Source organism: Streptomyces sp. NPDC036984 (assembly GCF_055607665.1).
Window position 1 is genome coordinate 25,835 of the sequence record NZ_JBVJRL010000016.1, and the last position, 18,251, is coordinate 44,085.

The 18,251-nt window shown below is 74.7% G+C and carries 16 protein-coding genes, 1 pseudogene and 1 riboswitch; of the genes and pseudogenes, 5 read left to right on the plus strand and 12 right to left on the minus strand.

Going from position 1 to position 18,251, the window contains the following annotated elements; translation table 11 throughout:
• Positions 1-38 precede the first annotated feature (38 nt).
• From ACZ7DL_RS26435 to ACZ7DL_RS26445, 3 genes are read right to left on the minus strand one after another with little or no spacing between them, the layout of a single operon-like run.
• Positions 39-524: a hypothetical protein gene (locus tag ACZ7DL_RS26435; RefSeq protein ID WP_470777659.1), complete on the minus strand. Its 486-nt coding sequence runs from the start codon at positions 522-524 to the stop codon at positions 39-41.
• A complete protein-coding gene (locus ACZ7DL_RS26440; protein WP_470777661.1) occupies positions 521-1,159 on the minus strand; it encodes an RNA polymerase sigma factor in 639 nt (212 codons plus the stop codon). Before ACZ7DL_RS26440 ends, ACZ7DL_RS26435 begins: the two co-directional genes overlap by 4 nt.
• Positions 1,156-2,580 (minus strand): S8 family peptidase, encoded by a 1,425-nt coding sequence (locus ACZ7DL_RS26445; RefSeq protein ID WP_470777662.1) that lies wholly within the window; start codon positions 2,578-2,580, stop codon positions 1,156-1,158. Before ACZ7DL_RS26445 ends, ACZ7DL_RS26440 begins: the two co-directional genes overlap by 4 nt.
• Positions 2,581-2,656: 76 nt before the next feature.
• On the opposite strand from ACZ7DL_RS26445, the gene ACZ7DL_RS26450 reads away from it, so the two are divergent.
• The gene (locus tag ACZ7DL_RS26450) at positions 2,657-5,269 is read left to right on the plus strand and encodes a CHAT domain-containing protein (protein WP_470777664.1); all 2,613 of its coding nucleotides are present in this window, start codon (positions 2,657-2,659) and stop codon (positions 5,267-5,269) included.
• Between the two features lie 6 nt (positions 5,270-5,275).
• Here the strand turns inward: ACZ7DL_RS26450 and ACZ7DL_RS26455 are convergent, their stop codons facing one another.
• Positions 5,276-7,000, minus strand: coding sequence for a LuxR family transcriptional regulator AbsR2 (locus tag ACZ7DL_RS26455; RefSeq protein ID WP_470777666.1), 1,725 nt, complete (start codon positions 6,998-7,000; stop codon positions 5,276-5,278).
• Between the two features lie 95 nt (positions 7,001-7,095).
• Here ACZ7DL_RS26455 and absR1 point away from each other — a divergent pair, with 95 nt between their 5' ends.
• Positions 7,096-8,181: a beta-glucuronidase AbsR1 gene (gene absR1, locus ACZ7DL_RS26460; RefSeq protein WP_470777668.1), complete on the plus strand. Its 1,086-nt coding sequence runs from the start codon at positions 7,096-7,098 to the stop codon at positions 8,179-8,181.
• Between the two features lie 161 nt (positions 8,182-8,342).
• On the opposite strand, the pseudogene ACZ7DL_RS26465 reads toward absR1, so the two are convergent.
• From ACZ7DL_RS26465 to ACZ7DL_RS26500, 8 genes and pseudogenes are all read right to left on the minus strand, one after another.
• Positions 8,343-8,511, minus strand: a pseudogene (locus tag ACZ7DL_RS26465) (LLM class flavin-dependent oxidoreductase); the annotation flags it as partial.
• Positions 8,508-9,884, minus strand: coding sequence for an NtaA/DmoA family FMN-dependent monooxygenase (locus tag ACZ7DL_RS26470; protein WP_470777669.1), 1,377 nt, complete (start codon positions 9,882-9,884; stop codon positions 8,508-8,510). The pseudogene ACZ7DL_RS26465 and the gene ACZ7DL_RS26470, both read right to left, overlap by 4 nt.
• 20 nt (positions 9,885-9,904) lie before the next feature.
• Positions 9,905-11,113, minus strand: a complete 1,209-nt coding sequence (locus ACZ7DL_RS26475; RefSeq protein WP_470777671.1) for an LLM class flavin-dependent oxidoreductase — start codon at positions 11,111-11,113, stop codon at positions 9,905-9,907.
• A 126-nt stretch (positions 11,114-11,239) separates the two neighbouring features.
• The gene (locus tag ACZ7DL_RS26480; protein WP_470777949.1) at positions 11,240-11,419 is read right to left on the minus strand and encodes a putative leader peptide; all 180 of its coding nucleotides are present in this window, start codon (positions 11,417-11,419) and stop codon (positions 11,240-11,242) included.
• A 72-nt stretch (positions 11,420-11,491) separates the two neighbouring features.
• A complete protein-coding gene (locus tag ACZ7DL_RS26485) occupies positions 11,492-12,511 on the minus strand; it encodes an ABC transporter substrate-binding protein (RefSeq protein WP_470777673.1) in 1,020 nt (339 codons plus the stop codon).
• A 79-nt stretch (positions 12,512-12,590) separates the two neighbouring features.
• Positions 12,591-13,568, minus strand: a complete 978-nt coding sequence (locus ACZ7DL_RS26490) for an amino acid ABC transporter permease (protein ID WP_470777675.1) — start codon at positions 13,566-13,568, stop codon at positions 12,591-12,593.
• Positions 13,569-13,919: 351 nt separating this feature from the next.
• A riboswitch (SAM riboswitch) is annotated at positions 13,920-14,030 on the minus strand.
• A 77-nt stretch (positions 14,031-14,107) separates the two neighbouring features.
• Complete coding sequence (locus ACZ7DL_RS26495) at positions 14,108-14,995, minus strand: glutathione S-transferase C-terminal domain-containing protein (RefSeq protein ID WP_470777677.1); 888 nt, start codon at positions 14,993-14,995, stop codon at positions 14,108-14,110.
• A 79-nt stretch (positions 14,996-15,074) separates the two neighbouring features.
• The gene (locus ACZ7DL_RS26500) at positions 15,075-15,197 is read right to left on the minus strand and encodes a putative leader peptide (protein WP_470777680.1); all 123 of its coding nucleotides are present in this window, start codon (positions 15,195-15,197) and stop codon (positions 15,075-15,077) included.
• Positions 15,198-15,328: 131 nt separating this feature from the next.
• Between ACZ7DL_RS26500 and ACZ7DL_RS26505 the strand changes: the two genes are divergently transcribed.
• From ACZ7DL_RS26505 to ACZ7DL_RS26515, 3 genes are read left to right on the plus strand one after another with little or no spacing between them, the layout of a single operon-like run.
• The gene (locus ACZ7DL_RS26505; RefSeq protein WP_470777682.1) at positions 15,329-16,489 is read left to right on the plus strand and encodes an NAD(P)/FAD-dependent oxidoreductase; all 1,161 of its coding nucleotides are present in this window, start codon (positions 15,329-15,331) and stop codon (positions 16,487-16,489) included.
• The gene (locus ACZ7DL_RS26510) at positions 16,486-16,818 is read left to right on the plus strand and encodes a (2Fe-2S)-binding protein (RefSeq protein ID WP_470777684.1); all 333 of its coding nucleotides are present in this window, start codon (positions 16,486-16,488) and stop codon (positions 16,816-16,818) included. Before ACZ7DL_RS26505 ends, ACZ7DL_RS26510 begins: the two co-directional genes overlap by 4 nt.
• Positions 16,811-18,208: an FAD-dependent oxidoreductase gene (locus ACZ7DL_RS26515; RefSeq protein ID WP_470777686.1), complete on the plus strand. Its 1,398-nt coding sequence runs from the start codon at positions 16,811-16,813 to the stop codon at positions 18,206-18,208. Before ACZ7DL_RS26510 ends, ACZ7DL_RS26515 begins: the two co-directional genes overlap by 8 nt.
• Positions 18,209-18,251: the final 43 nt, after the last annotated feature.

Consider the following 18,251-nt stretch of genomic DNA (forward strand, 5'->3'; position numbering starts at 1 on the left):
GCCGGCGCGCGAGCCGGTCGCTCAGCTGTCGCGGGGGCTCAGGCCCGCAGCCACTCGGTGACGATCACCTCCGCGCCGGTGCGCAGCCGCAGGGCGAACGGGCCGGCCGGCGGTATGTCGCTGGTGAACCGGCCGAGGGTGTCGGCGGTGACCGGGCGGGCGGTCTGCGGGCCGCCGAGCACCTCGATCCGTGCCGACTGCGGCGGCAGCAGCTGGCCGATCAGTCCGCCCGGGGTGACCTCCACGTCGACCGTCACCTCGCCCGCGCGGAACGTGAGCATGCGCGGCGGGTCCATGACCCCCCTGACCGGCAGCGCGTCCAGGAGCGAGTCGAAGGTCAGCTCGGCGAGCCGGGCGTCCAGGTCGTGCAACGCGAAGGCGTCCAGGGCCGTTTGGAGCAGCTCGGCCGGGACGGGGTCCAGGACGGCCGCGGCCTGGCGCAGCTCCTCCTCCAGCAGCGCGTCCGCGAACGCGCCGTCGTCCGGGTCCGGTTCCGGGAGCCGGTTGTCGTCGTCGCCGTTCACACCGCACCTCGTGCGTCCATCCGGGCCCGCAGCCGGCGCAGACAGCGCTGGCGCAGCGGACCGATACTGCCGACCGCGATGCCGAGCGCGGCCGAGATCTCCCCGTAGCTGGGTGGGGGCGAGGCCATCAGCACGCGCAGCAACTGCCGGCAGCGCTCGCCCAGCGCGTCCAGTTCCTGCCACAGTCGGCGGACCCGTTCGGCCCGGTCCGCCGCCTCTTCCGACTCGATCAGCGTCTCTTCCGGCGTCCGGTCCTCGCTGGCCCGGTCCAGTACCCGCGGATCGTCGGTCAGGGTCAGCCGCGCCAGGCTTTTGAGCACTTTCAGGCACTCGTGCCGGGCCGTACTGGCCAGCCAGGAACCGGCCTTGTCGGGTTCCCGGATCCGGCCCAGGTACTGGGCGAAGCGGAACCACACGGTCTGGAAGACCTCGTGTCCGTCGGCCTCCGACAGCCGGTGTGCGCGCACCACCGACCACACCAGCGGACTCATCCCTTCCACAAGCGCCTTCCAGGCCGCGGCGTCCCCGTCGACGGCGGACTGGACCAACGCGCCGACCTCTGTACGGTCCACGGCTCCACCCCTTGTGTACGGCACGTCATCGTACGCCGTGGAGCGGAGCGTTCCGGCCCTCATGCGGGCAGAGCCGGGATCACGGCCGGGACGGGGCGCCAGGTGGGCGGGCGGAGCGCCGGGACGTGCGCCCCGCGCACCTCGGCCCGGTCGGTGGCGGCCGCGAGCAACCGGGCACCGGCCGTGCGCGGGTCGCGCTCCCCATGCGCCGTCATCCTGGCGGCGACGAGTCCCGCGACGACCGGGGCGGCGAAGGAGGTGCCGCTCCACTGCGCGAGGCCGTCGAACATGACCTGGTCGGGCTTGGCGCCGGTGGGCTCGCGGCCCTCGCTCAGCACGCCGGTGTGGCGCGGGTACTGGCAGGTGCAGGCGTAGTCGGCGCCGAACCGGCAGGTGTCGTAGGTGGAGTGCTGGTAGATGTACGGCACGGGGGTGGTGAAGCCGGTGAGGGCACTGGTGAGACGCTCGCCGGGGGCGTGGACACGCACCCAGGGACCGTGGTTGGTGAAGCAGGCCCCGAACTCGCCGTCGGCGCGGAGGGCGCCGACCGACAGCACACAGTCCGCGTACTCGGGCAGGGCGGCGTAGGCCGCGGGCCAGAACGGGGTGTCGCTGCCGTTGTTGCCGGCGGCGGCCACCAGCAGGGTGCGCTGGTCGCGCAGTTCCGCCATGAACCCGTCCAGACCGACGAGGCCGTCGGTGTGCTCGCTGGGGGTGCCCGCGGAGAGGCTGATGATGTCCGGCCAGCCGTCCCGGTCGACGGCCTCGAAGAGCCGGGTGGCGAACTCGGACTCCAGGACGGCACCGGCGTCGTTGAGCGTGCCCCGGACGGTGATGTCGGTGTTGGGCGCGACGGCCGCGAGGACCCCGGCGATGAACGTACCGTGGCCGACGTACTGGTGGAGCACACCGTCGCCGTCGGTCTCGGTCAGCTGGGCGTCGCCCGCGGTGTGGGCGAGCAGCGGGTAGGAGAGGTGGTCGTGCACCAGACCGGTGTCGATCACGAGGACGCCGACCGCGCCGGCCGGGTCGTAACTCTCCTCGGCGGGAGCGGGGTTGGCGGGGTCGGTGCGCGGGGCGGGCACCGGTTCATCGCCGGGGCAGGCGTTGACCGCGATGTGCAGCACGTGGTTGCGGCCGGCCAGCCGGCGGCCCTGGCGGCCCTCGGCCTCGCGCAGGGCACCCAGCGCGTGCGGCACGGTGTCCTCGCCCTCGGCCGGGTCGCCGACCCGGATGCGGGTGACGCCGGTGCGGCCGGCCTGCGGGCCCAGTCGGCGCACATGGTCGGGGACCAGACCCGCGGTCGCGGTGAAGTGGGTGCGCACGGCGTCCTCGACGAACCGGGCCTCCTCGCCGTCCCGGACGAGGACGACACCCTTCTCGTACAGGAGCCCGGCGGAGTCGTCCGGCCCCATGGCCAGCGGGACGTCCGGCAAGGAGCGCTGGATGTGGTGGAACTGCTCGTGGAATCGCTGTGGTGCCATGTCGTGTCCTCCCCCTCAAGACGGTGTTCGACAGTGAGAGCCCCGGGGCCACCGTCTGATACAGCAGGCCACTACCATGCGAGACGTGACAGCGGGAAGCGAGGCGGTTCTCGAACTGCTGCCCATGGTGTTCGCCGATCCGGGCGAGGCCCGGGCACGCGCGGAACACGTCCTGCGAGCCGGTCCGTCACCGGTGCACGCCAGCATCGCCCATCAGGTGCTCGGCATCTGGCAGCGGGACTTCGGCGATCTGCGGATCGCGCTGCGGCATCTGCGGCGGGCCAGGGACCTGGCCGCGCGGGCCGAGTCGGCCGACCGGGAGGCCGATGTGCTCGCGACGCTGGGGGTCGCACTGGTGCACGCGGGGCGCACCCGGCAGGGGCTCGCGTCCTTCGAGCGGGGAGTCGCCCGGGGCAGCGGACACACCCGGGCCCGGGTGCTGTACCGCCGGGCCTATGTGTGGTGGGTGCTCGGGCACCACCCGGAGGCGCTGGAGGACGTGCGGCGGGCGCTGCCGGTGCTGCGGCAGGTCGCCGACGACATCTGGACCGCACGGGCGCTGACGCTGCGGGCCACCGTGCATCTGGCGCTCGGCGCGGTGGACCGGGCCGTCGCGGACTTCACGGCGGCCGAACGGCTGTGGGACACCACCGGCCAGGAGCACGACAAGGCGGACGCGGTGGAGAGCCGGGGCCTGGCCGCGTTCCGGTCCGGGGACATCCCGGCGGCGCTGCGGCTGCTGGACGAGGCCGAGGAGCGCTACGCCAAGCTGGGCACCCCCACGTACAACCTGTCGATCCGGCGCTGCGAGGTGCTGATGGCGGCGGGGCTCGCCCCGGAGGCGCTGGCCGAGGCGGACGGGGCGATCGCGCTGCTGGACCGGATCGGCGGGCAGTCCACCCGGAAGGCCGAGCTGCTGCTCGCCGCCTCGTGGGCCGCCCGCTCGGCCGGGGACGCGCACACCGCCATAGCGCGCGCCGCCGTCGCCGTACGGCTGTTCTCCGCGCAGCGCCGCAGCTGGTGGGAGACGCATGCCCGGCTGGTGCTCATCGAGGCGCGGGTGGCGGCCGGGCGCCGGTCGGGGCGGATGGTCGCGGACGCGGCGCGGGTCGCCGAGCGGCTGGCCGCCTTCGGCTCGCCGGCCGCGCCGCAGGCCTCGCTGCTGGCGGGCCGGATCGCGCTGGCGCTGGGCTGGCGGGCGGACGCGGAACGGCATCTGGCGGTGGCCGCCCGGAGCCGGCACGGCGGGCCGCCGCCGACCCGGATGACGGGCTGGGTGGCGCAGGCGCTGCGGGCACGGGCGGCCGGTTCCCGGCGGGGCGTGCTGGAGGCCTGCCGGCGCGGCCTGGACGTGCTGGACGACCACCGGATGACCCTGGGCGCCTCGGAGCTGCGCGCCCACGCGACCGCGCAGGGCGCCGAACTGGCCGCGCTGGCACAGGAGGTGAGCCTCGCCCAGGGCAGTCCGCGGCGGCTGCTGGGGTGGAGCGAGCGGTGGCGGGCGACCGTGCTGTGCGCGCCGCCGACCCGGCCGCCCGAGGATCCGGCGCTGCTCAGCGGACTGACCGCCTACCGGGAGATCGCGGCCCGCGCGGAGGCCGCCCGGATGGGGGGCCGCCCGGTGCCGGCGCTGGAGCGTGAACAGCGGCGCCTGGAACGGGAGATCCGCTCCCGCACCCGGCACATGGGCGGGGCCGCCGCCGACGCCGGGGACCGGTTCGACGTGACCCGGCTGCTGGACCGGCTCGGTGACGGACGGCTGGTGGAACTGGCCGTGGTCGACGGCCGGGTGCACGTCCTGCTGTGCGGGCAGGGGAAGGTACGGCGGTTCGCCGGCGGGCCGCTGGCGGAGGCGCTCGCCGAGGCGGAGCATGTGCAGGCCGGGCTGCGCCGGCTCGCGCACCCGGGCGCCGAGGCACGGCTGCCGCTGGTGGAGGCGGCCGGGCGGCGGCTCCAGGAACTGCTGCTGGCCGGGGCCGTACCGCATCTGGGCTCGGGCCCGGTGGTGATCGTGCCGCCGGGGGCGCTGCACCGGGTGCCGTGGGCGCTGCTGCCGGCGCTGCGGGAGCGGGTGCTCAGCGTGTCGCCGTCGGCGGGCAGCTGGCTGCGCGCCCGGGAGACGGCGCCGCCGCCGGACGGCCGGCCCGTGCTGGTGCGCGGCCCGGGGCTGGCGACGGGCGGCGCGGAGGTGCCCGAACTGGCCGGCCGGTACGGCTCGGCGACGGTCCTGGAGGGCGACGACGCCCAGGCGCCCCGGGTGCTGGCGGAACTCGACGGCGCGGGCCTCGCGCACCTCGCGGCGCACGGCACGTTCCGCGCGGACAGCCCCCTGTTCTCCGCCCTGCGGATGGCCGACGGCCCGCTGATCGTGCACGACTTCGAGCGCCTGGCCCGCAGCCCGTACCGGATCATCCTGTCCAGCTGCGACACGGCCCGCCTCGCCTCGGTCGGTGCCGACGAACTCCTCGGTCTGGTCACGGCGTTGCTGCCGCTGGGCACGGCGGGCGTGGTGGCGAGCAGCGCGCCGGTCAACGACGCGGCCGTGGTGCCGCTGATGCTCACCCTGCACAAGGGCCTGTGCGCGGGTCTCTCCCTGGCCGAGGCCCTCCTCGACGCCCGCGCCTCCCTGCCCGGGGACGCGGTGCACCAGGCGACGGGCTGGGCGTTCGCCGCCTTCGGTGCGGCGTGAGTCCCCCTACGCCGTCTCCCGCTCGGGCACGTCCACCAGCCAGGGCAGCGCCCCCCGGTCCCCCGTGCCGAGCCGCGTGTACGCGCTGTACAGGTGATTGCCGACGGTCCGCACCGACAGCGTCAGCCGTTCGGCGATCTCGCGGTTGCTCAGTCCCGCGGCCGCGAGCGTGACGATCTGCCGTTGTCGGGCGGTGAGTTCACCGAGGACGAGTCCGGTCAGGGCCGGCGTACGGGCACCGTCACACCGCCGTGCGAACGCCAGCGCTCGGGTCCGCGAGCGCCGCGCGGCCCGCGGATCGCGGTGCACCCGTACGGCCTGCGCGTGAGCCTCCGCCGCGTACAGCAGGAAGCCGCGCTCGGCCAGCGCCTCCGCCGCCCGGTCCAGCGCGGCCCCGTCCCCGTGGGCCAGCGCCTCCGCGTGCCGCGCGAACACACTGCCGGCCGGCAGCAGCCCGACCGCCCGCTCGGGCGCGCCGAGACGTACGGCGGTGTAGCACGCGTGGACGCCGTCCGGTTCGGCTTCCGCGTCCACGTCCCCCTCGGCCAGCCGGAGTTCCGTTCGGCAACCGCGGTGCGCCGGGTTGTCCCGCAGCCCTTCCCGGGCCCAGGCCGCCGCCTCCCGCAGCTCGCCCCGCAGGCGCGCGAACCGGGCGCGGACCCCGGCGTATCCGGCCGGCAGCAGGCCGCCCTCCGCGACCAGCCACTCCCCCACCGGCGTCGGCACCGGCCGGACGTCGAGCTGCTCCGTCCGCAGCTCCAGCGTGCGCTGCTCGGCGGCCAGCGCGGGGCCGTGCGCGCCGGCGGGGCTGGCCAGCCGCCGGGCGCGCAGCCGGCCGGTCGTGGCGCGCAGCGCGGCCCCGTGCAGGGGGTGGACGAGGGTGACCGCCCCCTGGTCGTCGGCCTGGATCAGGCCGGCCGCCTCCAGGCGTTCGAGGACGTCCAGTGGCAGCTCGTCCAGCGCCAGCGGCAGGGGCTCGGCGAAGGCGAGGCGTTCGAGAACCTCGCGTTCGCCGGGCCCGGACCGCTCCAGGGCGGGGGCGAGCCGCTCACGGACGGCCGGGGTGACCGGCAGCGCGCCCCGCCAGGCCCGCTCGCCGGTGCCCGGGACGGGCGTCAGCCGGCCGGACCCGGCGAGCGCGGTCACCAGGTCGCGCAGCAGCCGCAGATCGCCCCGGCACGCCTGGTAGAGCCGGCGTACGGTGAGCGGCTCCAGACCGGCACCGGCGAGCAGCTGGGCGGTGTCCTCGCGGGGCAGCGGATCGAGGGCCATCCGGGGCAGCAGCTCCCCGCTCCACAGCCGGGAGACCGCGCCGGGCGCGGGCACGCCGTCCGCCACGGCCACGACCAGGCGGGTGCGCCCGTGCGCGGCGAGCTGGTGGACCAGCGCGGCGGAGGTCTCGTCCAGCAACTGGGCGTCGTCCACGACGAGAAGCCGCAGGCCCGACAGCATCCGGACCGCACGGTGCAGCGAGGCGGTGTCGGGGAGCAGGTGCGCGAACGCGGCGAGGGGCAGGTCCCGGGCCTCCGGCGTGCCGGTCACCCGGACGTGGTCCGTGCCCCGGACCGCCTCCGTGATCAGCCGGGTCTTGCCGTGCCCGGCCGGGCCGGTGACCACGATGCCGGGCCGGCCCGCGGTCAGCGCACCGCGCACCAGCTCCAGTTCGTCCGTCCGGCCGGTGAACGGCCAGGGCAGCTCCAGGGTCTTCGCGTCCTGTTCGTAAGTCCTCACATCATCCAGAGCGCGCGTACTCAGGTTTGATACAGGGCGACTTGAGTAGCCCCCGACTCAGGCGTCCTGGCGCGGCGGGCGGGCACGCTGTCCGCATGACCCGACGCCTCTGCTCGCTACCGCGGCAGCCGGTCCCGTGCCTCGCACCGGGACTGACGGCCGAGCGGCTGGGCGCGCTGCTCGCCGGGCGGCGGATGTGGGTCAACGGCACCGTCCTGCACTACTGCTTCCTGGACGCCCGCTCCGACGCCTCGGTGGTCCCGGTCCCCGGGACCGGAGAGCTGCGCCGGGTGCCGTGGGCCGGCGGCGAGGAGCAGCGGGACGTGGTCCGCGGATGCTTCGGCGAGTGGCAGGACCTCGGCATCGGCATCACCTTCGCCGAGGTCGGCGACCGTCACGAGGCGGAGCTGCGGATCGGGTTCCAGTCCGGTGCCGGGTCCTGGTCGGCGGTCGGCCGGGACGCGCTGTCGGCCGGCCGGGGCGCGCGCACCATGAACCTCGGCTGGGACGTGACCGCGCCCGCGGAGCGCGGGACGGTCCTGCACCAGATCGGGCACGCGCTCGGCATGGTGCACGAGCACCAGAGCCCGTACGCCGGGCTCCACTGGGACGACGAGGCCGTGTACGCCGAGCTGGCGGGCCCGCCGAACTTCTGGAGCCGGGAGACGACGGACACGAACGTACTGCGCCGGCTGGACGCCTGTGAGGCGGGCGGCTCGGTGTGGGATGCGCAGTCGGTCATGACGCTGCCGATCGGACCGGGGTTGGTGCTGGAGCCGGAGCAGTACCGCGGGGGGCTGCGTCCGCCCGGCACCCTCTCCCCGGCCGACAAGGAGTTCGTGCTCCGCTGGTACCCGCCCGCCCGGCCGGCCGCGCCGGACGCGCTGGTGCCGTTCCGGTCCGCGCCGCTCGGTCTCGGGCCGGGCGAGCAGGCCGACTTCACCGTCGAGCCGCCGGAGACCCGCGACTACACCGTGGGCACCTTCGGCGACGCCGACACCGTGCTGGTGGTCTTCGAGGAGCGCGATGGGGAGCCGCGCTTCCTCGCCGGACAGGACGACGGCGGCACGCCGGACAACGCCGCCGTCCGGGTCCGGCTCGTCAAGGGCCGCCGCTATGCCGTCCGGGTCCGTCTGTACTCCACGTGGGGGGCGGGGGAGACAGCGGTCATGTGCTGGTGACGGCACACGGACGGCACAGCACCACAGTCCGGCGCCGGGGGAGCGGGCGTGGACGTCACCTACGGGGGAGGTGACGTCCACGCCCACGCCGGCGTGCCCGGCTCAGGGCGCGGTGCGCAGCGGTGCCACGCCGGGGGCGGCGGCGGGCGGCGGCCGGGGCCGGACCGGAACGGCCGCTCGTGCCGCTCCCCCACACCGAACCCGTCGAAGCCCAGCTCCTCGGCCGGCACCGCGTCGGCCAGGACCTCGCGGAACCGCTCGTGCGTCGGCCGGAGCACGCCGGTGACCGGGTCCGGCCGGTGCACGATCAGTGATGGCGAGGAACTTCACGAGGCGGCCCGCTCGGCCGGGTTCCCGGCGTCGGGGTGGGCGAGGCCCAGGTGGTCGCGGAGGGTGGTGCCCTCGTAGTCGGCGCGGAACACGCCTTGTTCCTGGAGCAGTGGGACCACCGTGTCGGCGAACGGGTCGAGACCGCCGGGGGTGATGTGCGGGACGAGGATGAAGCCGTCGGAGGCGTCGGCCTGCACGAAGTCGTTGATGGTCCGGGCCACCGTGGCCGGGGAGCCGACGAAGGTCTGCCGGTTGCCGGTGTTGATGACCAGGTCGCGGATGGACCACTTGTTGGCCTCGGCGAGCTGCCGCCACTCGCGGGCGATGGCGACCGGGTCGCGGTACATCCGCACCTGGGCGCGGCCCCGGGCGATGTGGGCCTCGGCGACCACCGGGTCGACGTCGGGCAGCGGGCCCTCCGGGTCGTACGCCGACAGGTCGCGGTTCCAGACGAACTCCAGGTGCTTGATGGCGGTGGCGCCGCTGACCTGCTGCCGGCGGACCTCCCGGGCGAGCTCGGCGGCCTCCTGGTCGGTGTCGCCGAGGACGAAGGTCGCGGCGGGCAGGATGAGGAGCTGGTCCGGACGGCGGCCGTACTTGGCGAGGCGGGACTTGACGTCCGTGTAGAAGGCCCGGCCCTCCTTCAGCGTGGCGTACCTGCTGAAGATCGCGTCCGCGCTCGCGGCGGCGAACTCGCGGCCCTCCTCGGAGTCGCCCGCCTGGAAGACGACCGGCCGGCCCTGCGGGGAGCGCGGGACGTTGAACCGGCCGTGGATGTCGAAGTGCCGCCCCCGGTGCACGAAGGCGCCGGCCCCGGCGTCCCGGAGGAAGGTGCCGGTGGCCTGGTCGGCGACGATCTCGTCGCCGTGCCAGGAGTCGAACAGCTCGTGCGCAGTGGTGAGGAACTCCTGGGCGCGGGAGTAGCGGTCGTCCTGCGGCAGGAAGCCGCCGCGGCGGAAGTTCTCGCCGGTGAAGGCGTCCCAGGAGGTGACGACGTTCCACGCGGACCGGCCGCCGGAGAGGTGGTCGAGGCTGGCGAACTGGCGGGCGACCTCGTAGGGCTCGTTGAACGTGGAGTTGATGGTGCCGGTCAGGCCGAGCCGGTCGGTGACGGCGGCCAGCGCGGCCAGCACGGTGAAGGTGTCGGGGCGGCCGACCACGTCCAGGTCGTAGATCTTGCCTCCCTGCTCGCGCAGCCTGAGTCCCTCGGCGAGGAACAGGAAGTCGAACTTGGCGCGTTCGGCGGTCCGCGCGAAGTGCGCGAAGGAGCTGAACTCGATGTGGCTGCCGGCGGCCGGGTCGCTCCATACGGTGGTGTTGTTGACGCCGGGGAAGTGGGCGGCCAGGTGGATCTGCTTCAGCGGCTTGCTCATGGGGGTGCGGTCCTCCTGGCTCAGGCGACGGCTGCGGCGTAGCGGTTGGCGGGGCGGGTGAGGCCGAGGAGGCCGCGCAGGGTGCCGGCCTCGTAGGTCTCGCGGAAGCGGCGGCGGCGCTGGAGCTCCGGCACCAGGTCCCGGGTGATCCGCGGCAGGTCGTGGCCGGCGACGGCGGGCCGCAGCCGGAACCCGGTCAGGCCGCCGGCCGCCAGTTCCTCCAGCAGGTCGGCCAGTTGGCCGGCCGTGCCGGTGAAGATCCGGGCGTCGCTGGTGTACGGCTCGCCCGCGAGCGTGTCGAGCCGGTCCCGGCGTGCCGCCGCCTCGGCCCGGCTGTCGTCCAGGAAGACGACGAGGTCGCCGAAGACGTGCACGGTCTGTCCGGCACGGCCCGCCGCCTCCTGCTCGGCGCGGATCTCGGCGACGATCGCGCGGGCCTGTGCCGCGCCGTGCGGGGTGACGTAGCCGATGTCGGCCTGGCGGGCCACGAGCCGGTACGGCTCGCTCCGGTGGGCGAGGGCGGTGACCAGCGGCTGGCCCTGCGGCGGTCGGGGGGTGATGGAGGGGCCCTTGACGCTGAAGAAGCGGCCCTCGAAGTCGATGTAGTGCAGCTTGTCCCGATCGACGAAGCGGCCGGTCGCCGCATCCCGGATCTCGGCGTCGTCCTCCCAGCTGTCCCAGAGCCGGCGCACCACTTCCACGTGGTCGGCGGCCTCCTCGAAGACGTCGGTGACCAGCTCCCGCGCGGCGGCGCCGGCCAGTGTGTCGTACCGGGGGACGGTGCGGCGGCCGAAGTGCGCCGCCTCGTCCGGGCGGAGGGTGACGCGCACCTGCAGGCCCGCGCGTCCGGTGCTGACGTAGTCGAGGGTGGCGATCGCCTTGGAGATGTGGAACGGCTCGGTGTGTGTGGCCACCACGGTCGGGACCAGCCCTATGTGCCGGGTGAGCGGGGCGACGCGGGAGGCGACGAGGACCGCGTCGAGCCGGCCGCGGACCTGGTCGGTGCGCTCGTCGGGCGCCAGGGGATGCGAGGACTGCGGGCCGAGGCCGTCCTCGATGGTGACGAAGTCGAGCAGGCCGCGTTCGGCCTCCGTGATCAGGTCGGCCCAGTAGCCGGCGGTGAACAGGTCCCGGGGGCGGGCGGCCGGCTCGCGCCAGGACGCCGGGTGCCAGCCGGTGCCGTCCAGGGCGACGGCGAGGTGCAGGGCGGAGGGGGGAGTCGAGGACACGTCGGTGCCTTCCTTGATGTCCGTACGAGAAGCACCGGCTCGCGGCACGGGGCGTCGGCGCAGAGCGAGCGCGGCGGGAGGAGACCCCGGGCCGGGGAGGCCGGGGCGGGGAGGCCGGGGCGGGAGTCAGGAGCGACAGAGCGCGGCGGACACGCGCTGGAGGTCGATGTGCGGCCGGGAGTGCAGACGGACGGAACGGTAGGGCTGCGGGAGCCGCGGCGGGCACGCCTGCGGGTGCACTCGGGTCACGGCCGTCACCTCCCTCCGTCGGGCGCGGCGGGCCGGTTCGGCGTCCGCCTGGCACATCTCGTCCTGACTCACAACACCCGCCGGGCGCCGGATGTTCCCGGCGCCCGCACCCGGGCGGCTCGTGGGGTGTCAGGAGTTGGTCAGGGGCAGCCCGGGCGGGTTGACCTCCGACTTCGTCACGGCCTCGGTGGAGAGGCCGTAGGCGGCCAGCCACTTGGCGTACTGACCGTGCTCGATGAGGTGGTTGATGGCGTCGGCGAGCGGCTCTGCGAGCCCGCTGTCCTTCTTGGCGGTGGCCGCGATCAGGCCCTGGAGCGACTCGCCGGCGCCGGAGAAGGTGCCCGCGTTGCGGGTCGGGTGGGGCGTCTTCGCGGTGAGCCGCGCGCGGTAGGCGACCGCGGGGTTCGGTCCGAAGTAGGCGTCGATCTTGCCGCTGTTGAGCGCCAGGCTGATGGAGTTCTGGTCCGGGAAGTACTTGACGGTGAGCTTCTTGCCCTCCTTGGCCAGCTTGGCCTTCCACTCCAGGAGGATCTTCTCCTGGTTGGTGCCGGGGCCCACGGAGACGGTCTTGCCGGCGAGGTTCTCGTAGTCGCCGTCGAAGTTCCAGCTGCTCTTCTTCAGCACCTCGAAGGCCAGGTCGTCCTTGCGGTAGGAGGCGAACTCGTACTTCTTCTTGCGCTCCTCGGTGTCGGTGACGTTGGAGAAGGCCACGTCGACCTTGCCGCTGTCGAGGCCGACGAAGAGGTTCTCCCAGGTGGAGTTCCTGATCTCGGGGTCGAGGCCGAGGACCGCGGCGACCAGGCGGCCGAAGTCGGGCTCGGAGCCGGTGAGGGTCTTCTGGTCGCTGCCCACGAAGTTCAGCGGCGCGGATCCCGAGGGCAGGGCTCCGACGCCGATGACGAGCTTGCCGCTCTTGCGGACGGAGGCGGGCAGTTCGGCGCTGATGGACTTCACCTCGGAGACCTTCAGCTCGGTCTCCCGCGCGGCCCCGTTGGACAGTTGTCCCACGGTGACCGTGCCCGCGGTGTCGGTCGTGGCGGCGGCCTCGCTGTCGCCCCCGCAGGCGGCGAGCCCGGTGGCGAGGGCGGCGACGGCGGTCGCCGCCGAGATGCCGCGGATCAGGCTGCGGCGGGAGATGTGGCTAGGCATGGCGTGGCTGTCCTTGTCTCGCTGCTGAGGGTGGTGAGAGTGGTGCCGTGGGGGGGAGGGCGGGGGTGCGGGGGCGGGGTCAGAGCACATTGCGCAGCCGGGTCCGCAGTGCGGCCAGGCCGGCCCGGGCGTTCCGGAACGGGGTCGGCGGCAGGATGCGGGTGGCGCCCCGGGCGTAGTACCGCTCGACGTGGTACTGGACGACGGACACGGCGCTGGTCAGGAGCAGGTACCAGACGGTGGCGACCATCAGCAGCGGCACCACGTCACCGGGGTAGGTGTTGCCCATCGACTGCACGGTGCCGAACAGGTCGAGCAGGGACACGTAGAACACCAGGGACGTGCTCTTGAGGAGGCCGATCAGCTGGTTGACGTAGTTCGGGGTGATGGACCTGAGCGCCTGCGGGAAGACGATTCTGCGGAACTGGCGGCCCCTGGGCAGGCCGAGGGCCGCGGCCGCCTCGTGCTGCCCCTGGTCGACGGAGAGGATGCCGCCGCGGACCACCTCGGCGGCGTACGCGGCCTCGTTGAGGCTGAGGCCGATGACCGCGATCGTCATGTCGGTGGCCAGTCTCGACTCGTCGAAGGTGACGAAGGCCGGGCCGAAGGGCACGCCGAGGCTCACCGTCTTGTACAGGGCGCCGAAGTTGTACAGGAAGATCAGCACCACGATCAGCGGTACGGAGCGGAAGAGCCAGGTGTAGGTCCAGCTGACCGCGCGCAGCACCGGGCTCCCGGAGAGCCGGCCGAGGGCCAGCAGGACGCCGCCGAGGAGCCCCAGTACGGCGCTGAGCGCGGCGACTTCGAGGGTGACGAGGAGACCGTCGAGGACGGCCGGGCGCAGGAACCAGTAGCGGAAGCGGTGCCACTGGTAGAAGGGGTTGGTGACCAGGCCGTGCAGGATCTGCGCGACGAGCACGAGGACGACGGCGGTGACGATCCACCGGCCGGGCCGTCGCAGTGGCCGAATGGGCTCCTCTGCAAAGGGTTGTGACGCTGTGTCGGTCGGTGCCGGCGCCTCGGCGAGGGAGACGGCGGCGCCTGAGGGGTCGCTCAAGGCGGGCTCCGGCGGAGTCGGACACCGGGGACCGCGGCCGGACGGGCGTGGGCCACGACGGCACTACGGCACGAGGCGGCGCACGGGTGGGCGCGGAACCGGGGTCTGGGCGGGCAACGGCACGGCACACGGACGGTGTGCGGCCAGTCGCGGGGGCGGTGCGAAGAGGTCAGCCCCGACAGCGGGCAGAGCCCGGTGCGGTACACAGTGCGCTGTTCACGCGCAGCAGATCGACGGCGCGGTCGGCGACCAGGAGGCCGGCGTACGACCGTACGCAGCCCTGGGGGCGGCTCGCGGCCGTCCTGGGAGCTGCGTACATGGCGTCACCTGTCACTGTCCCGGCCCCGTGGGGCCGCGCGCTTACCGAGATCGTCGTCCGGTCCGGTCGTCACCTGGGGCACCCCACCGCGAAGCGAGGGTTGCCGGTCAGCGAGCCAGGGCTTGTCGCTGACGCTCATGACCGTTCTGGGCCGTAAGTAAGGCAGTTGCCCGTTCGAATGTCAACGCCCGTCCGTTCCGTGGACGTCGACGGACCGCTCTCACCTGCGTGAAGCGTCCGGAGCGTCCGCCGCGTGACCCGCCCAGTCCAGGATCTGGACGGCGGCTCCGGCGGCCTCCAGTCCCCGGCAGCGGCCGTGGTGGCGGCGGGCGATGGCGTCGAGGTCGAGGTGGCGGCCGAAGGCGGGGTGGGCGGCCAGGCGGCCGGCGTAGGCCCACAGGGCGCGGTGGCCGGCGACGCGGTGCACGGCGGAGGCGTCGAGGTGGCAGCGGTGGACGGTGTCGAGCTGCACCAGGGTCACCCACAGCTCGATGTCGGCGGCCGTCAGCCGGTCGTCGACCAGGTACCGCTCTTCGCCCAGGCGCCGCTCCAGCCGGCCCAGGGTGTCGAGCAGGGTGTCGAGCGCGGCGGTCCGCTCGCCGGCGTCGGCGCCGGCCCGCCCGGCGCGCTGTGCGGCCTCCTCGATGCCCTCGGCGCACATCCGCTCGACGGCCTCGATCACGGACTCCAGTCCGGAGGGGTACAGGCCGGCGCCGCCGCCCGGCCGGAACAGGTCCAGGTCGCGCAGGATGTCGGGGGTGCGGGTGCTGACGATGCGTCCGGACCAGTCGTCGCTGAGGACGGGCGCGAGCGCCGGGCCGGTGTAGTGGTGGGCGCTCGCCTCGTACAGCGGGCGCAGCGCCGCGTGGCCGCCGCCGGGACAGTCCGGGACGGCGGGCAGGAGGGTGACCGGACAACTGGTGTCCAGGCCGAGCAGGCTGTGCCCGACGGCGAGGCGCAGTCCGTCGGGACAGGCGGTCGACAGATGGAGCCGGTAGCGGTGCGGCACGGCGTAGTGGCCGCTGCGCGGGTCCCGGCCGATGCGGCCGCGGAAGACGGTGGCGGTGCGGCGGGCGGACGGGACGGCGGCGAGCGGAGTGACGGACATGAATCTCCCTGGGTCGTGGGCGTGTTGACGGGCACACCGGCGCAGGGACGGCCGGTCTGCGGGCGTGCGGGCGCCCGGCTCAGCGGTGGCGGCTGATCGCGCTGCACACGCGCTGGAGGTCGATGTGACGGCGGGAGGTGAGCAGGGGTGCGCGCAACGGCGTCCGGCCGGCCCGGCCGGTGCCCGTTTCACGGCGCGCCATGATTCCCTACCTGTCCACTAGGATTCCCGTCCCTGGAGTGTCGATCCGGCTTCCGGCGACGTCAAGGGGGTGTCCACGCCTGGGGATCGGGGGTCTCCTCAGCGAGAGAAACATGTGACATAGTACTGGCCGTGACGAAGCGACCGACCTGCGATGTCGTGGTCGTCGGGGCCGGAATGGTGGGCGCCGCCTGTGCGCTGTACGCCGCACGCGCCGGACTCGACGTGCGGCTGGTGGACCGCGGCCCCGTGGCCGGCGGCACCACCGGTGCCGGCGAGGGCAACCTGCTCGTGTCCGACAAGGAACCGGGCCCGGAACTCGAACTCGCCCTGCTGTCAGCCCGGTTGTGGGCCGAACTGGCACAGGAGCTGGGCGCCGCGATCGAGTACGAACCCAAGGGCGGCCTCGTGGTCGCCGCCACGCCCGGCACCCTGGCCGCGCTGCGGGACTTCGCCGTGGGCCAGCGCACCGCCGGCGTCACGGCCGTATCCGTCGGCGGGGACGAACTCCACGAGCTGGAGCCGCACTTGGCGCCTGGTATGGCGGGCGGAGTGCTCTACCCCCAGGACGCCCAGGTGATGCCCGCGCTGGCCGCCGCCCACCTGGTCCGCGCCTCCGGCGCCCGGTTCCACCCGGGCCACACGGTGACCGGCGTGCTGCGCAGGGCGGACGGCACGGTGTACGGCGTCCGCACCGACCGGGGCGACCTGCACGCGCCGGCCGTGGTGAACGCGGCCGGCACCTGGGGCGGCGGCCTCGCCGCGCTCGCGGGCGTCCGGCTGCCGGTACTCCCCCGGCGCGGCTTCGTCCTGGTCACCGAGCCGCTGCCGCGGATGGTCCGGCACAAGGTGTACGCCGCGGACTATGTGGCCGACGTGGCCAGCGACTCGGCCGACCTGCGCAGTTCGCCGGTGGTGGAGGGCACGGCCGCCGGTCCGGTGCTGATCGGCGCGACCCGGGAACGCGTGGGCTTCGACCACGCTCTGTCACTGCCCGCGGTACGGGTGCTCGCCGCCGGGGCGATCGGGCTGTTCCCGTTCCTGGAGCGGGTCCGCGCGCTGCGGACGTACGCGGGCTTCCGGCCGTACCTGCCGGACCATCTGCCGGCGATCGGCCCCGACCCGCGGGTGCCCGGCCTGTTCCACGCCTGTGGGCACGAGGGCGCCGGGATCGGACTCGCCCCCGCCACCGGGCAGTTGATCGCGCAGGCTCTCACCGGGAAGGCACCGGAGCTGGACCGCACACCGTTCCGGCCGGAACGGTTCGACACCGACGGAGGCGACACGCCGTGAATCCACTGGAGTTGGCACGGGCCCGGCCGGGTCCGGCGGTCACCGTCACCTTCGACGGCCGGACCCTGACGGCACTGCCCGGGCAGACCGTCGCGGCGGCCCTGTGGGCGGCGGACGTGACGGCCTGGCGCGGCACCCGCGGCACGGGCCGGCCCCGCGGGGTCTTCTGCGGGATCGGCGTGTGCTTCGACTGCCTGGTCACCGTCAACGGCCGCCCGAACCAGCGCGCGTGCCTGGTCCCGGTGCGCGCGGGGGACGTGATCCGCACACAGGAGGGGACGGGACACGGCGACGTACGACCGCAGGGCACAGGAGGGGACCATGAGTGAGCGACCGCGCCTCGCCGTCGTCGGGGCGGGCCCGGCGGGCCTCGCCGCGGCCCTGGCGGCAGCCGCCCGAGACGTGCACGTGACCCTCGTCGACGCGGCCGCCCAGGCGGGCGGACAGTTCTACCGGCAGCCCGCCGACGCCCTCGGCGCCCGCCGGCCCCAGGCCCTGCATCACCAGTGGCGTACCTGGCAGCGGCTGCGGTCCGGTCTCGACGAGCACCGCGCGGCCGGCCGCATCACACATCTGACGGAACATCATGTGTGGTGTGTGGAGCGGGATCCTGCCTCGGGAGCGTTCGGTGTGCACGCCCTGCTCGGCCCCGCGCAGGAGGAGGGCGTCACGGTCCACGCCGACGCCGTACTGCTCGCCACCGGCGGCTATGAGCGGGTGCTGCCCTTCCCCGGCTGGACGCTGCCCGGCGTGGTCACGGCGGGCGGTGCGCAGGCCATGCTCAAGGGCGGCCTTGTGCTGCCCGGCCGGACGGCCGTGGTCGCCGGGACCGGGCCGCTGCTGCTGCCGGTGGCCGCCGGGCTCGCCGCGGCCGGTGCCCGGGTCGCCGCCCTGGTCGAGTCCGCCGGCCCCACCGCACTGCTGCGCCGGGCGCCCGCCCTGGCCGCCCAGCCGGGCAAACTCGCCGAGGGCGCCGGGTACGCGGCCCGGCTGCTGCGGCACGGCGTGCGCACCCTGACCCGGCACACCGTCGTGGCGGCGCACGGTGCCGGCCGGCTGGAGGCGGTGACGGTGGCCGCGCTCGGCCGGGACGGACACCCGCGGCCCGGCGGCGCCCGGCGCGTCCGCTGCGACACCCTCGCCGTCGGCCACGGCATGCTGCCGCACACCGATCTCGCCGAGACCCTCGGCTGCACCTTGTCCGGCACCGCCGTACGGGTCGACGAGGAGCAGCGCACCGACGTGCCCGGCGTCTGGGCCGCCGGGGAGGCCACCGGTGTCGGCGGCGCGGCCCTCGCACTCGCCGAGGGGCACATCGCCGGGCGTTCGGCCGCCGCCCGGCTGCACGGCGCCGCTCCCGACCCGCGCGGCTGGGCCGCCGCCGCCCGGTCCAGGACCCGGCTGCGGGAGTTCGCCGCGGCCCTCGACGCGGTGTACGCCCCGCCGGCCGGCTGGGCGGACGCGGTCGGGAACGACACGGTGGTGTGCCGCTGCGAGGAAGTGACCGCCGGCGAGGTGCGCGACGCCGTCGGCACGCTCGGCGCCGGAGACCTGCGCACGGTGAAGCTGCTCACCCGGGCCGGGATGGGCTGGTGCCAGGGCCGGATGTGCGCGCCCGCGGTGGCGGGCCTGGCCGGATGCCCGCTCACCGCCGGACGCCGGCCGTTCGCCCGGCCGGTACCCCTCGGCGTCCTGGCCGCCCTGCCCGAAGCGGAGTGAATCCGATCCACGCCCGACCCAGTAATATGTCACATCCTATTGA

What these genes read in the sequence shown, in the direction of transcription:
- ACZ7DL_RS26450 (WP_470777664.1), top strand. Translation starts at nt 2,657, where the DNA reads ATGCGAGACGTGACAGCGGGAAGCGAGGCGGTTCTCGAACTGCTGCCC.
- ACZ7DL_RS26495 (WP_470777677.1), bottom strand. Translation starts at nt 14,995, where the DNA reads ATGTCCGTCACTCCGCTCGCCGCCGTCCCGTCCGCCCGCCGCACCGCC.
- ACZ7DL_RS26470 (WP_470777669.1), bottom strand. Translation starts at nt 9,884, where the DNA reads ATGAGCAAGCCGCTGAAGCAGATCCACCTGGCCGCCCACTTCCCCGGC.
- ACZ7DL_RS26445 (WP_470777662.1), bottom strand. Translation starts at nt 2,580, where the DNA reads ATGGCACCACAGCGATTCCACGAGCAGTTCCACCACATCCAGCGCTCC.
- ACZ7DL_RS26515 (WP_470777686.1), top strand. Translation starts at nt 16,811, where the DNA reads ATGAGTGAGCGACCGCGCCTCGCCGTCGTCGGGGCGGGCCCGGCGGGC.
- ACZ7DL_RS26485 (WP_470777673.1), bottom strand. Translation starts at nt 12,511, where the DNA reads ATGCCTAGCCACATCTCCCGCCGCAGCCTGATCCGCGGCATCTCGGCG.
- ACZ7DL_RS26500 (WP_470777680.1), bottom strand. Translation starts at nt 15,197, where the DNA reads ATGGCGCGCCGTGAAACGGGCACCGGCCGGGCCGGCCGGACGCCGTTG.
- ACZ7DL_RS26480 (WP_470777949.1), bottom strand. Translation starts at nt 11,419, where the DNA reads ATGTGCCAGGCGGACGCCGAACCGGCCCGCCGCGCCCGACGGAGGGAG.
- ACZ7DL_RS26440 (WP_470777661.1), bottom strand. Translation starts at nt 1,159, where the DNA reads ATGAGGGCCGGAACGCTCCGCTCCACGGCGTACGATGACGTGCCGTAC.
- absR1 (WP_470777668.1), top strand. Translation starts at nt 7,096, where the DNA reads ATGACCCGACGCCTCTGCTCGCTACCGCGGCAGCCGGTCCCGTGCCTC.